Source organism: Thermosyntropha tengcongensis (genome assembly GCF_055381335.1).
The window spans coordinates 303,386-316,722 of sequence record NZ_AP042437.1; the positions used below are offsets into that span (position 1 = coordinate 303,386).

Here is a 13,337-nt window from a genome sequence, read left to right on the forward strand (position 1 = left end):
ATAAACTTTTTTAATGGCTCCTATCAATTTAGCTTAATAAATTCTGGTTGCTCTCTTCCAAAATGTCAGCCATTTCGTTAAAGGCATTTCTTATGCTTCCTTCCGGATAAAGCTTGGCCAAACGCCTGTAAAGCTCTATAATGTTATTTCTTGCCTTCAGGCAGGTGGCAAAGACATCTTCTTTGGTTTTGGTATTAAAATATTTGCTGATGTCAGGAGCCGGGAAGGCAGAAAAGCTCCTTTCAATTTCCTGCATCCAGTCGAAAAAGTTTTCCAGATTTCTGGTTATAAGCAGTTTGGTCTCCTGCATGAGCTCCCTGGAAAGGTCATTATTTATAACTTCCCCTCTTAACTGATAAAATTTGGCGATTTCACAATTAAGGGCAAATTTAAAGTTGAAAGATAGATCTTTTAAATCTTTTTCTTCCTGCTTTATAAACAGGTCCAGAATTTTACGGCCACTTTCACTGTGGCACTGAGTTTTTAAGATAACTAAAACATTAAGGAACAGTTCTGACATGGTGATTCCCAGCCTATATGCTTCGCTGGCAGTTGCCGGGATTTTGAATTTGATCTTTTCCTCGTTTTTAGTTATCTGGTTGGGGATTAAGAGAGCAGCGTTCATAGTTTTTCCTCCTTTTTATTTTTCCCGGATGGGAGATTAGTTTTTCTATTGTGATTGTACTATCTTTCACAAGCGAATGCAAGCTTTTTTGTTATATTTTTCACATGACAAAAATTATGTGATACATAAAAGAAACTTATGGAAAAAGCTTTTTATGTGGGAAAGGGGTTAAACTGCGCATCATGCCGATTACAAACAGGTTTGGCCCTGCCTTTTGGCAGGTGAATTTCATGCCGAAATCGTCAACGGCTTCAGATTTTGGTTTGCATTAATGGATCCTGACAATGTTTCTTAAAAAAATTTTTTAAATAAAAATTTTAACAATTTTGTAATATGTGTTATTTGGAATCTTGTTTTATTTGACTGCAAAAAATTAATATGACATAATATTTTAAAAAGTAATATTATAGTGAGCGGGAGGGGAAAATATGTTTTTACTTAACCCTAAAAACTACCACCGGCCGTTTAAGGATGAGAAGACTAATGACATTTATCAGAAAACTATCGACTTTTTCGAAAATAAGGGTTTGGCAAGCATAAAGGAAGATGATCAGGATATAAGGTGGTATGATGATTATCTCAATATGCTGAAGGAAACTCAGGCTTATGCCACCCTTTTGACTCCGGCTGGCTATGGCGATCCTGATTCCCGTTTTGATATGTACAGGATTGCCCAGTATAATGAGCTGCTTGGCTTTTACGGACTTTCTTACCAGTATTGTTACCAGGTAAGTATATTAGGCCTGGGGCCTATCTGGCTGGGTGATAATGAAGAGGTCAAGAAAAAGACTGCCCAGCTTTTGAAAGAAGGCGGCATTTTTGCTTTTGGGCTTTCTGAAAAAGAACATGGCGCTGACCTGTATGCCACGGAGATGAAGCTTTATCCCAAAGGAGACGGGACTTATTCTGCCAGAGGAGAAAAATATTATATAGGAAATGGCAATAAGGCGGCTTTAGTTTCTACTTTTGCCAAATATGCAGATACCGGTGAATTTGTATTTTTTGCGGTAGAATCCAGCCATCCTAATTATGAATGTGTAAAGAAAATAAACACTTCTGGCAATCGCCCGGCTTATGTCGCTGAATACCATCTGCATGATTATCCTATAACCCGCAGTGAAATTTTGTCGAGCGGGCAGAAAGCCTGGGATTCGGCGCTCAATACTATTAATATAGGGAAATTCCAGCTCGGATTTTGCTCGGTAGGCATTTGTACCCATGCGCTTTATGAGGCAATAAATCATGCTTATAACCGCTGGCTTTATGGCCATCGAGTAACAGATTTTCCGCATATTAAAAAGCTTTTTACGGAGTCTTTTGTGCGGCTGGTTGCCATGCGCCTTTTTGCTATGCGGGCTATTGACTATTTCCGTTCAGCTAATGACAATGACCGGCGTTATCTACTGTATAACCCGATTCAGAAGATGAAGGTAACTACGGAAGGCATGAAGATTATAGATATGCTTTTAGATGCCATTGCGGCCAAAGGTTTTGAGCAGGACACCTATTTTGAAATGGCCATAAGGGATATCGGCATGATTCCGCGCCTGGAAGGAACTACCCATGTTAATATGGGACTGGTAGTAAGGTTTATGGAAAATTATCTTTTCAACAATATAGATCTGCCTGAGCTTCCCGTCCGTGATGATATAGCCAATGATGACTACATTTTGAACCAGAAAGCAGGAAGCCTTAAAACAGTAAGATTCCCGGATTATAAACGTCCTTACAGCGGCATATCCACTCCTAATATAGAAGTATTTAAGGAGCAGATTGAACTGCTGCGCGCATTCCTGGCCGATACTCCTCCAGATAAAGAACAGGCCGAGAACAAAGATTATATGCTGGCTCTGGGCGAAATATTCACTATGATTCCTTATGCTCAGCTTATTCTGGAAAATGCCAAGATTTACAAGGTGCCGCATGAAATAGTTGATGAAATATTCAACTTTATTGTACGCGATACTTCCCAGTATGCACTGCGGATGGTTTCCAGCCATCGCAACAGTGAGGCGCAGATAGCTAACCTTATGAAAATAATCAAACTGCCGGTAAACAGTGATAATACAGACAAGGTATGGAAAGAACATGTTTTATCACTGGTAGGAACTTATAAAATGAATCCGTAATTAAATACAAAAAGGGAGGCTAAAGGCCTCCCTTTTTTATGGCTTAAAATAATGAGAGCTGAACGGCTGTTGTCCTGGAATGTAATGAAAAAGAAGAATTATTTAAGGTGTTTTCTGGCTCCTTCGGAGTAGCCCTTATTTTTACCATTTCCTCATGCCAGCTGGCCAAACGCCGCAGTGCCTGCAGGGATTCATGCTGGCCAGCCTTGGCTTTTTTTAATGCCCTTTTTAAAGTTTGATAAGAATTTTCCAGGTCTTTTTCATTTACCGGAAAAGGAAACCCATCTTTGCCTCCATGAGCAAATGCGTAGCGCACAGGATCTTCGAAACTGGCTTTAACTCCGTAGGTTACTTCTGCTACCAGGCATAATGCCCTTATGGTACCAGGACCTGCACCAGGAATGGCAAGCAGTTCTTCAAAACTGGCGGGATTTTTTTCATATACCGCCTGCAGTGATTTATTAAGGTATCCTGTATTGGGGATGTAGTGGCAAAAGGGGAGTTTTAGCCTTATAAGGTCCTTTTCGATGAGTTTAAGTTCGGTCAGGGTTTTTTCCGGCTTTATCCTTGCTATTTCGGTGCTGGCAGTGCGCAAGGAAGAATTTTTTTTGGATACCAGGTTTAAGGCTTTGTCTTTGTGATTGCAGCATATGGCGGTATGAGGTTCTTCAGTAAAATTTTTTAAGCTTAAACTGAGCCAGTGATAACGGCGGGCCTGTTTTGCTTCTTCATTCATTCCCTGCTGGATTACTGCCCACTGGCCATCTTCGGTAAAAACGAAGAAATGGTGATATATCTGGTAGCCGTCCTGGACGGCGGCATTGTCAACTTTGGCTGCCATCTTGCTTGCATAGATAAGATTTTCGGGATTTGTTTTTAAAGGCTTTTTTTCAGCTATCAGTTTTATTTCCCTAGGGGTATTTACAGCTGTTTTGCCTTTACCTCCGGTAAAGAATATGCCAGTTTGTGAAGATAAGGGAGAAAGTCCTTCTTTTATGGCTCCGCACAGGGTGGTAGTGAGTCCGGAGGAATGCCAGTCAAAACCTGCTACACATCCTAAAGCCTGAAACCAGTAGGGATGGGAAAGACGGTATAGGACTTCTTCTCTTCCTTCTTCTTCTAAAATCACTTCGATGACAGCAGTGCTTAATTTTTTCATATGTTCAAACAGCCAGGCTGGACATTTGCCGTTATGCAGAGGCAGATCAGCAGTACCGGTTTTCATCCTGTTATCTTCCTTTAGCCACAAATTTATAGCTTATTATAACATAAAAATGATTTTGGGAACATAAGTTCCGGGTTTAAAAAAGGTTTTTCCAGAAATCCCGATCGCTGAAAATGAAGAAACAGGCCAGGGCAGCCAGGATTCCGCCTCCCAGCAACAGGAGCAAGATTATTAGAGCGACGGACTCAGTGCTGGTCATGGTGCTTCTCACCTCAAAAAAGCTGTTCTTAAATATATATGATAGCACTTAATAGAGAAAAAAAGAGCATAGGTGAAAATAAAAAACTTATTAGAAAATTCAGGCAGTAACCCTCCGGGATGGCAGGATTAAAATATTAGGGGAGGGGTTTTATATGCGCATGATTAAATCTGATATCAAAGGAATATATGAAAGGACATTGAGCGATAAGCCCTGGATGCCGCCGGGAGTGGCTCTTATTGCCTCTCAGCGCATGTGGCCGGTAACCAGAGGGCAAGGGGTAGTGGTGGCAGTTATAGATACCGGAATTGATTATACTCATCCGGATTTGAAAGCCAATGTTATCGATGGGGTAAGTTTGGTAGCGGGCGAAAAAGGTTTTATGGATGAGAATGGGCACGGAACTCATGTAGCAGGCATTATAGGGGCTAATGGAAAAATTCTGGGGGTGGCTCCCGAAGTTAAGCTTCTGGCAGTAAAGGTTCTAAATAAATATGGGCTGGGAAGCTTAAAGTCTGTAGTCCAGGGATTAGCCTGGTGCCGCAAGTGGAAGGGAAAGAAAGGGGAAAAGGTTAATGTGGTTAATATGAGCCTGGGCAGCCTGCTGCCTGATGCAGCTCTGCACAAGGAGGTAATAGCTGCGGTTAATTCAGGTATCACAGTAGTTTGTGCTGCTGGAAATGAAGGGGATAAAAAAGAAGATACTACTGAAATATCCTATCCTGCCTGTTATCCGGAAACCCTGGCGGTAGGGGCGGTAGATTTATATTCAGGTATAGCAAGTTTCAGCAATTCCAATCCTTATATTGATATTGTAGCTCCCGGGGTTGATACTTACTCTACTTATCCGCAGGGCAAATATGTAAAACTGTCGGGAACCTCGATGGCAGCTCCTCATATTGCAGGGGCGGTAGCCTTGATTTACTCCCGCTATTTTTTAAAACTTGGACACTATCCGACAGTCCAGTATGTAAGGGAACTTTTACACTATCAGGCTATAGATTTGGGCAAGGCTGGTTTTGATAACCTTTATGGATATGGGCTTTTCAGTTTTAATATCGCTGGAGGAAAAGCTATAAAGCTTAAAATAGGGAGCAGGGATTATTATGTGAATGGGAAGAAGGCTAGTTTGACGCTGGCTCCTTTTATGAAGGAGGGGAAACCGGCAGCTTCTATCGAAGAGATAGGGGATTTACTTTCTGCTCATACCGTTTTTATCCCCCGGAAAGATGAAGAAGAAGGAACCGTCGAAATTTGGATTTAAACTGGTTTATAAGCGAAAAAATGTTGAGGAGAAAAAGGAAAACCTGCCAGTATACAGAATAATTATATATAGAGGCTTGCATAAGCAAGAGAGGGGGATGGTTATATGAGTAAGAAACTGCATATTTTTGCGGTTTCGGATTCAGTAGGGGAAACCGCGGAAAAGATTGCGGTAGCTTCGTCTTTGCAATTTCCCATGGAGAGAAGCGTCACCCGGTTTTCCAGGGTTATCAAGGAGGAGCAGGTTTTAAAGATACTGGATGAAGCTGAAAAGGAAGATGCTATAATTGTTTTTACCATAGTAAAACCCAGTCTGGCAAAATTTATGGAGGAAAAGGCCAGGGAAAGAAATATTGCTGCCATAAATGTAATGGATCCTATTTTGCAGGTTATTGAGCAGAAAACAGGGGTTCAGCCTATGTATGTAACCGGACTCAGGCATAAGATGGATGAACAGTATTTTAACCGCATGCAGGCGATAGAATTTGCGATTGAGCATGATAACGGACAAAACCTGGACACCATAAAAGAAGCCGACCTCATAATACTGGGCCTGCCGCAGACTTCCAAAACCCCGCTTTCCATGCATCTGGCCAATCTGGGCATCAAGGTAGCCAATTATCCTATAACCTTGAATACTGAGATACCGAAGGAGATTATAGAACTGAAGGGCAAAGTGCCTATGGTAGGGCTTACTATCGATATGGAAACCCTTATCAGGCTGCGCAAGGAAAGGATGCGGAGCTTTGATCTGCCGCAGAATGTGAGCAGCATCGACGAGATGGTGGCAGAGGAGCTGGACAATGCTTACCGGATTTATGCCAAACTGAAGTGTCTGGTAATAGATGTGACTTCCAATGACATAGAAGAAATAGGTAATACCATAACCCACAAGTTCAAGCTTCCCTTGCGGGTAACCCACCACCGGTTTTAGTTAAAGATATTTTAAAAAGAGGAGCCGTCTAGGCTTCTCTTTTTGTTTGCAGCCATTCTGCACATTCTTTATTTTCCTTTAGGGCTTCGATGAACAATTTTACCATTATAGGGTCAAACTGACTCCCGCTGCATTTGTCCAGTTCTGCCAGCGCTTCATCGAAGCTGAGACGCGGTTTATAGGGACGGTTACCAGTCATGGCTTCAAAACTGTCAGCCACTGCCAGGATACGGGAAAAAGCCGGAATATCTTCACCTTTTAAGCCTTCCGGGTAACCGCTGCCGTCAAATTTTTCATGGTGATGTTTTACTATATCGGCAATATCACCATATATGCCGAGGCTTTTTATTATGCGGGTGCTGTACAGGGGGTGTTTTTTGACTGTTTTCCATTCCGCAGGGGTTAAAGGAGTTTTTTTAAGAATAATTTCTTTGCCTACTATGATTTTGCCTGTATCATGGAGCAGGCTGGCAAAATAAAGTCTTTCCCTGTCAGCTGGAGAAAGAGCAAGTTTTTCTGCGGTTATGTGGCAGTAAGCGGTTGTAAATATAGAGTGAATAAAGGTAGATTTGTCTGTCATTTTGATTATTCTGAGCAGGGTTTTAGTTATAGCCAGAAGATGGGGGTTTTTATTTTTCAGGAAGTGGAATATCTGTTCAAGTATCTTGTGCATAAAAATCTCTCCTTCCTCTACCAGTGTATGAAGGAATATTCAATAAAGTTTCCTTTATTTCAAAAAAATGGAAAAGCATGTGTAGTTATGTTGGACAATTTGGTTATTTTTTGCACAAGGATATTTCATAAATGAATCGAATATGTTTGCGTGGAGAGGAAGGGATAAGTAATGAAGGCAATAGCGGGGCAGGATTTTGAAGCCAGGGCGGAACAGATAATAGAGGTTTGGATTAGAGGGGATGAGTATAAAAGGCGGCGTCTTCTGGAATTTTTGGGACTGCCGGTAATTGTATACGATACAGGCGGCAATATCCTGGATATAAATACCAGGGCACATATGCTGCTTGGTTATAAAAAAAGGCAGGATGTGGTGGGAAAAAATTTTTTGGATATTGTGGTGTGGGGACAGGATTTGGATAAAGAAGCTTTTTGGACGAGTATGGATGGGCTTGTAGATAAAGCTGTATATCTTAAAAATGCAGAAGGGGAAAAAGTTCCCTTTTTTATTGAATGGTATCAGCATAGAGGTATTTATCTGGGTTTTTTGCTGGAAGCAGAAGGATATCACAATATTAAAGAGGCGCTTCTGGTTGTTGAACAGCGTTATAAGAGTGTTCTAGAACATGCCCTGGAAGGGATTTGCATAATAGGAAGCCACGGTTTTTTGGCTGCTAATGAAACATTTGCCTCTATTTTTGGCTACCGTTTGCAGGAGGTATATGACCTGCATCCCCTTGATTTTATAAGAGAGGAAGATAAAAAAGGTTTTGGACACTACTTGAAGGCCATCCTTGACAACCAGATTTTGGTGAGAGAGAGGCTGCGGTACAGTTTTGTGGATAAGTTTAAAGCGCCGGTTGACTGTGAGGTCAGCTATTTTTCAACCATGTATGAAGGACAGTTTGCTCTGCAGCTACATGTGCGCAGCACACAGGAAGTGGAATATTATAAACAGAAGATGCGCTATATTGAAGAAAAATACAGGAAGATGCTGGATCTAGCCAGTGAGCCTGTTATCATAGCATCTGACAGTGCAGTTATTTTTGCCAATCAGAGCTTTTACCAGCTTACCGGCTATACGGAAGAAGAGCTCAAAAATTTTGCGGTTTTCGAATGGATAGCTCCTGAATACCGGAGCCGGTTTGTTTCCCTGGTTAACAGATGCCAGCAAGGGGAACAGGAATTGGCAAAGCTTAAAATAGATATATTTACTAAAAGAGGAAAGAAAATAGCAGGGATTTGGCAGCTGGCTTCAATTTTTTATAATGACAGGCCAGCGGTTATTATTTCGCTGTCCTCTATAGAAGATGGGGAAGAAAAAGCTTTAAGTTATTCTGAAGAGAGCTTAAAAGACAGGCTGGAAAAGAGGATATTCAGGATAATTGCCGAAAGCTCTTCGGTAAAGGAAGCTTTTATTGATATTTTAAAGTGCATGGAGGAAGAACTGCCAGGCTGTGGTTTTTCATTTTACATATATAATGGCAATGTGGTGGATGTTTACAGTTTACTGGATGGCAGAAGCTTTTTTTCGGTTTTGCACCGGAGTGAAGTGGAGCCTCTGGAAAAAATGGATATAGATTGCGGACTTTTTGTTGAGTATGATCTCCTCAACAGCAGCTGTTTGGGTGATAAGCAGCTGCTGGTCTGCGGGTATAAATATGCAGCCAGGATGCCGCTTTACAGCAATACAAAAAATATAGGCGTTTTTAAGTGGGCTTATCGCCAGAAAAACCTGCCTTTCAGCAACCATATGGTAGCCAGGGTGGTAAGCAATATCACTCTGGCTCTGGAAAGGATGCTTTCCAGGAACAAACTGGACTTTGTGGAAACAGGAAAGGAAAAAGGAAGAGATGACCTTTTTCGGCGTTTTACCTTAATCGGAGATATAGCCTTAAATATTGCTCATGAGATGAGAAATCCCATGACTACTATAAAGGGTTTGGCTCAGATGCTGGCTCTGGATAATCCGCAAAATGCAGATTACTGCAATATGATAGTGGAAGAGATAGATAAGGCTGATAGCATAATAAGAAATTTTTTGCGCCTTTCACGGGATATCATGACTGATCTGCAGGAAACCGAGGTAAATTATTTGCTGGACAGGATTTTGGTTTCTTTATGGGATGAGTTTTTGACCAGGCATGTGAACTTTACCAGAATTTGTAGCCTGGGCGGCCTTAAGGTGTACGTTGACCGTAATCAGATGGAACAGGCTCTGGCTAATATCCTCTATAATGCGCTGGAAGCTTCCTCGCCTGGAGATTCTATAACGATAGAAATCGGAAAAAAAGATGGTTTTGCCTGTATTGTTTTTGCTGATGAAGGGGAAGGGATAGAGGAAGCTTATCTGGAAAAGGTGATGGAGCCTTTTTTTACTACCAAGGATAATAATACAGGCCTGGGGCTTTCTATAAGCTATAAAATAATAAAAGAGCATGGAGGAGACATAAAAATATACAGCAAATGGGGAGAGGGAACCAGGGTGGAGGTTTATCTGCCTCTGGTCCATCCATAAAATTGTGCATAATGCCTGGCTTTTAAGGAAAACTACCTTTAAAAAGGTTATTAAGGAGGAAATGCATGAGTTATAGTGAAGGACAAATAATGAGCAAGGAAGAGTTTTTAAAAAACAGGAGTTATGTAAAGGAAGAGTATGAGGGGCTGCTGGTAAGCGCTGATCCAGCAAGCGGTATGTATAATATAGGGCTGGAACTTGAAGGGGATAAGGTTTTGCTGCTGGCTCAGGTTGATGAAGCAGGTGTTCACCAGAAGTATCATGAATTAGTGCCGCAAATAGCAGAAATCCAGAGCAGGTATATGGATTAAAATAAGTTAAGGCTGATAGATTGCCTGTTCTATCAGCCTTAATTTATTTTAACCTTAATGCAAAAATTGCAGTAATATGTAGAATAAAATAAGACAATAGCCATAAAATCTGCTAAACTTAGATTAAGTTCTAACGGGGTAACATGTTAAAACAGGTGGGGTTGGGTAATGAAAAAAAGTATTTCTCTTCATGATTTGCCTATGGGGGAAAGCCTGGCACAGGATGTATTTGATGACCGGGGAAGGCTGCTTTTAAAAAAAGGGACGGTTTTGATTGCTGAACTTAAGGAAGGCCTTTTAAAAAAGGGAATTGAGACAGTATACATAGAAGCACAGATTCCTGTTAAAAGAGAGAATATAAATATAAGAGGAAATGGAATAGAAGAGCTGAAAGAAAAAGCGGACAGTTTTGCTAATTTTATGAAGCTTTATAATACTCTGCTTTATGAAGTGCGAAGGACAGCCTTAAGGGGAAGATATAACAAACCTATGCAGGCCAATCTGAAAGATGACATGATGCTGCTTACCCGCTATTTAATAGAAGATGACCAGGTGAGCCTTCATCATTATTTACAGGTTAAGAATTCCCAAAAAGAGTATGAATATGAATATCATGCCCTGAATACTTCCATTTTAAGTATTCTTCTGGGAAAATGGCTTAATCTTTCCCAGCATGAAATATGGGAAGTAGGGCTAACTGGCATATTGCATGATGTGGGAGAGCTGCAGCTTCCGGAAGGGATGCTTAAGAAAAAGGGGCCTCTTAATACTGAGGAGTGGGCACTGGTAAAAAAGCACCCGATTTTGGGGGCCAAAACCCTTATGAAAACGGAATGGATGCCTTCCCGGGTTATAATAGGTGTTTTAATGCACCATGAAAGGCTGGATGGTACAGGGTATCCGCAGGGAATCCTGGGGAGTGATATACCTTTATATCCGCGTATAGTAGCTGTAGCCAGCATATTCAATGCCATGACTACTGACCGTTCTTATGCCCAAGCAGTTGATATTTTTTCTTCCCTTAATGAACTTAGAAACCGGTCTTTTGGCCAGCTGGATGCTAAAGTGACCCGCATTTTATATGAAAAAATCCAGGCCTTTATGTCGCGTTAGCCGCCTGTGTTGTTTAAAAATTTTACTTGCAATAATCCCTTTTTTAGGGTAAAATAATTTTTGCGTTGAAATGGATAAGGGCGGGATGTGGCTCAGTTTGGTAGAGCGTCTGGTTCGGGACCAGAAGGTCGCAGGTTCAAATCCTGTCATCCCGACCATGAAAAAGAGTAAAAACCTCTCTATAAAGAGGGGTTTTATTTTTTCTGAAACAGTTTAATGAATATTTGTTTTAATGATATAATATTCACGAAAGTATTTTCCAGTTATATCAAGGACAAAAATTAGAGGGAAAGGCGGGAATCTTGATGGGTTATACTTGGGAAACAGTAAAACTGGAAGTGAAGGAAAACGGAATAGCGGTTATGACTTTTAACCGGCCGGAAACTTTAAACTCTTTTAACTATCAGCTTACTATGGATGTACCTGAGGCTTGCAGGGTAGTGAGGGAAAACGACGATATCCAGGTTTTGATTATAACCGGTGCTGGAGCTGGCTGGTCAGCTGGAGGAGATATTTCGGTCCTGGCGGCCATGGATAGCCCACGTAAAGCCAAGGCTACTTATGATGCTTCCACTGGATTGGTACAGGCTATTTATGAGATCGAGAAACCGGTTATTGCTGCTGTAAATGGAGCAGTAGCTGGAGCGGCAGTGGCAGCCATGTTTTCCTGTGATCTTATTATTGCGGCCGATACTGCCAAATTCGGTTTCAATTTTATCAATATAGGTTTTACTCCGGATAGTGGGGCATCTTATTTCCTGGTCCAGAAGGTAGGTTATCACAAGGCCCTGGAAATTTTATGGTATGGAAAGGTGCTGGATAGTGCGGAAGCTGAAAGGTTAGGGCTGGTAAATGCTGTGGTGCCTGCGGATCAGGTGCTGGCAGAAGCTGAAAAATGGGCAGAAAGGCTTATCAAAAAACCTCTTTATACAGTATGGATGGATAAGAAGCTCTTGAGAGCAGCCCTTAAGAATGATTTCTATGCTCAGGCGGAGCTGGAAAGCCTGAATCAGGTTCTGGCATGGGCTTCGGATGACTTTAAAGAAGGAACCAGGGCATTTGCTGAAAAAAGAAAACCTAATTTTACCGGCAAGGTTTTATGGAGAAAATAAAAAAAAGCCTGCCTTTCGGGCAGGCTTTTTAATCTTAAAGTTCATGGCGAAAAGGCTTAAGCACTCTTTCCAGGATGCCGCTTGCATAAGCCAGAAACAGGCCGTAGTTGGTTATAGGAACTCCTGCTTCTAGTGCCTTGTTTATGCGGCTTAACATCTGCCTGCGGTTTAGCATACAGGCACCGCAGTGAATGACCAGTTTAAAAGAGCTCAAGTTTTCTGGGTAACCTGTTCCGCTGCTCCAGCTTAAGTCAGGTTTCCCGCCTATTATTTTTTCCAGCAGGCGGGGGATTTTTACTGTCCCGATATCATCCTGCTGGCGGTGGTGGGTACAGGCTTCAGCTATCAAAACCTTGTCTCCCGGTTTTAATTCTTTTAGCCTTTCTATCCCCTTAAGCAGTATTTTTAAGTCTCCTTTATAGCGGGCATAAAGGATGGAGAAAGATGTTAAGGGTACTGAATCATCTACTATAGCTGCGACTTCCTTAAATGCCTGCGAATCGGTAACTACTATGCGGGGCGGGTTTTTAAGGCTTTCCAGGGCTTTTGCAAGTTCGGTTTCTTTAACTACCAGGGCCTGAGCGTTGTGGTCCAGTATATCGCGGATAGTCTGCACCTGGGGAAGGATGAGCCTCCCTTTGGGGGCTGCGCTGTCTATAGGGGTTACCAGTATGCACATATCTCCCGGATTTAATATATCCCCGATTATAGCTGGTTCCTGATAGTCCTGGGGAGCCTTGCTGGCTATCATTTCTTTAAGCTCGTTTATGCCTTCCCCGGTAGCAGCACTTACTTTATGCACCTTTTCGTTTATCTGTTTTTCAATTTCCGCAACTGGAGGATTAGCCTGGTCGATTTTATTAACTACTGGAAGGAAAGGGATATTTCTTTTATTGAATTCATTTACCAGATCTAGTTCGAAGGCGCTTATTCCCTGTGAAGGATCTATTACCAGGATAGCCAGGTCGGTTTTATCCAAAACTTCCCTTGTTTTTTTGATGCGCAAAACCCCCAGTTCCCCTTCATCATCTATGCCTGCTGTATCAATGAGCACACAGGGGCCTAAAGGGAGTATTTCCATGGCTTTGTAAACCGGATCAGTGGTGGTGCCGGCTTTTTCGGAAACCAGGGCAATATCCTGTCCGGTAATGGCATTTATGAGGCTTGATTTTCCGGCATTGCGCCGGCCAAAAATAGCTATATGCAGACGGTTGGCACGTGGAGTTTCCTGCATAG

General features: G+C 41.9%; 12 protein-coding genes and 1 tRNA gene. 8 read left to right on the forward strand and 5 right to left on the reverse strand.

All coding sequences use genetic code 11. The features are described 5' to 3' along the window. Positions 1-28: 28 nt before the first annotated feature. Positions 29-625, reverse strand: a complete 597-nt coding sequence (locus tag ACZ42E_RS01460; protein WP_464892692.1) for a hypothetical protein — start codon at positions 623-625, stop codon at positions 29-31. Positions 626-1,053: 428 nt separating this feature from the next. On the opposite strand from ACZ42E_RS01460, the gene ACZ42E_RS01465 reads away from it, so the two are divergent. Continuing rightward, entirely contained in the window at positions 1,054-2,754 is a 1,701-nt protein-coding gene (locus tag ACZ42E_RS01465) for an acyl-CoA dehydrogenase (RefSeq protein ID WP_464892693.1), read from the forward strand. 43 nt (positions 2,755-2,797) lie between these two features. Here the strand turns inward: ACZ42E_RS01465 and ACZ42E_RS01470 are convergent, their stop codons facing one another. Together ACZ42E_RS01470 and ACZ42E_RS01475 are read right to left on the reverse strand one after the other, a co-directional pair. Continuing rightward, positions 2,798-3,979, reverse strand: coding sequence for a DUF763 domain-containing protein (locus tag ACZ42E_RS01470; protein ID WP_464892694.1), 1,182 nt, complete (start codon positions 3,977-3,979; stop codon positions 2,798-2,800). A 76-nt stretch (positions 3,980-4,055) separates the two neighbouring features. Continuing rightward, complete coding sequence (locus tag ACZ42E_RS01475) at positions 4,056-4,178, reverse strand: hypothetical protein (RefSeq protein ID WP_464892695.1); 123 nt, start codon at positions 4,176-4,178, stop codon at positions 4,056-4,058. A 154-nt stretch (positions 4,179-4,332) separates the two neighbouring features. Here ACZ42E_RS01475 and ACZ42E_RS01480 point away from each other — a divergent pair, with 154 nt between their 5' ends. Next, complete coding sequence (locus ACZ42E_RS01480) at positions 4,333-5,442, forward strand: S8 family serine peptidase (RefSeq protein WP_464892696.1); 1,110 nt, start codon at positions 4,333-4,335, stop codon at positions 5,440-5,442. A 105-nt stretch (positions 5,443-5,547) separates the two neighbouring features. Next, entirely contained in the window at positions 5,548-6,375 is an 828-nt protein-coding gene (locus ACZ42E_RS01485) for a pyruvate, water dikinase regulatory protein (protein WP_464892697.1), read from the forward strand. Between the two features lie 28 nt (positions 6,376-6,403). Here ACZ42E_RS01485 and ACZ42E_RS01490 read toward each other — a convergent pair whose 3' ends face one another. Beyond that, positions 6,404-7,048 (reverse strand): HD-GYP domain-containing protein, encoded by a 645-nt coding sequence (locus tag ACZ42E_RS01490; protein ID WP_464892698.1) that lies wholly within the window; start codon positions 7,046-7,048, stop codon positions 6,404-6,406. 171 nt (positions 7,049-7,219) lie between these two features. Here ACZ42E_RS01490 and ACZ42E_RS01495 point away from each other — a divergent pair, with 171 nt between their 5' ends. The 5 genes from ACZ42E_RS01495 (at position 7,220) to ACZ42E_RS01515 (ending at position 12,101) form a co-directional block, all read left to right on the forward strand. Next, positions 7,220-9,565, forward strand: coding sequence for a PAS domain S-box protein (locus ACZ42E_RS01495; protein WP_464892699.1), 2,346 nt, complete (start codon positions 7,220-7,222; stop codon positions 9,563-9,565). Positions 9,566-9,630: 65 nt separating this feature from the next. After that, a complete protein-coding gene (locus ACZ42E_RS01500) occupies positions 9,631-9,876 on the forward strand; it encodes a hypothetical protein (protein ID WP_464892700.1) in 246 nt (81 codons plus the stop codon). 168 nt (positions 9,877-10,044) lie between these two features. After that, positions 10,045-10,989: an HD-GYP domain-containing protein gene (locus tag ACZ42E_RS01505; protein ID WP_464892701.1), complete on the forward strand. Its 945-nt coding sequence runs from the start codon at positions 10,045-10,047 to the stop codon at positions 10,987-10,989. Between the two features lie 81 nt (positions 10,990-11,070). Then, positions 11,071-11,147, forward strand: a tRNA-Pro gene (locus tag ACZ42E_RS01510). 147 nt (positions 11,148-11,294) lie between these two features. Then, a complete protein-coding gene (locus tag ACZ42E_RS01515) occupies positions 11,295-12,101 on the forward strand; it encodes an enoyl-CoA hydratase/isomerase family protein (RefSeq protein WP_464892702.1) in 807 nt (268 codons plus the stop codon). A 34-nt stretch (positions 12,102-12,135) separates the two neighbouring features. On the opposite strand, the gene hydF is transcribed toward ACZ42E_RS01515, so the two are convergent. Then, positions 12,136-13,335, reverse strand: coding sequence for a [FeFe] hydrogenase H-cluster maturation GTPase HydF (hydF, locus tag ACZ42E_RS01520; protein WP_464892703.1), 1,200 nt, complete (start codon positions 13,333-13,335; stop codon positions 12,136-12,138). Positions 13,336-13,337: the final 2 nt, after the last annotated feature.

Coding starts and splice junctions, on each gene's coding strand:
- ACZ42E_RS01480 (WP_464892696.1), top strand. CDS start 4,333: ATGCGCATGATTAAATCTGATATCAAAGGAATATATGAAAGGACATTG.
- ACZ42E_RS01515 (WP_464892702.1), top strand. CDS start 11,295: ATGGGTTATACTTGGGAAACAGTAAAACTGGAAGTGAAGGAAAACGGA.
- ACZ42E_RS01460 (WP_464892692.1), bottom strand. CDS start 625: ATGAACGCTGCTCTCTTAATCCCCAACCAGATAACTAAAAACGAGGAA.
- ACZ42E_RS01500 (WP_464892700.1), top strand. CDS start 9,631: ATGAGTTATAGTGAAGGACAAATAATGAGCAAGGAAGAGTTTTTAAAA.
- hydF (WP_464892703.1), bottom strand. CDS start 13,335: ATGCAGGAAACTCCACGTGCCAACCGTCTGCATATAGCTATTTTTGGC.
- ACZ42E_RS01490 (WP_464892698.1), bottom strand. CDS start 7,048: ATGCACAAGATACTTGAACAGATATTCCACTTCCTGAAAAATAAAAAC.
- ACZ42E_RS01485 (WP_464892697.1), top strand. CDS start 5,548: ATGAGTAAGAAACTGCATATTTTTGCGGTTTCGGATTCAGTAGGGGAA.
- ACZ42E_RS01470 (WP_464892694.1), bottom strand. CDS start 3,979: ATGAAAACCGGTACTGCTGATCTGCCTCTGCATAACGGCAAATGTCCA.
- ACZ42E_RS01495 (WP_464892699.1), top strand. CDS start 7,220: ATGAAGGCAATAGCGGGGCAGGATTTTGAAGCCAGGGCGGAACAGATA.
- ACZ42E_RS01505 (WP_464892701.1), top strand. CDS start 10,045: ATGAAAAAAAGTATTTCTCTTCATGATTTGCCTATGGGGGAAAGCCTG.
- ACZ42E_RS01475 (WP_464892695.1), bottom strand. CDS start 4,178: ATGACCAGCACTGAGTCCGTCGCTCTAATAATCTTGCTCCTGTTGCTG.
- ACZ42E_RS01465 (WP_464892693.1), top strand. CDS start 1,054: ATGTTTTTACTTAACCCTAAAAACTACCACCGGCCGTTTAAGGATGAG.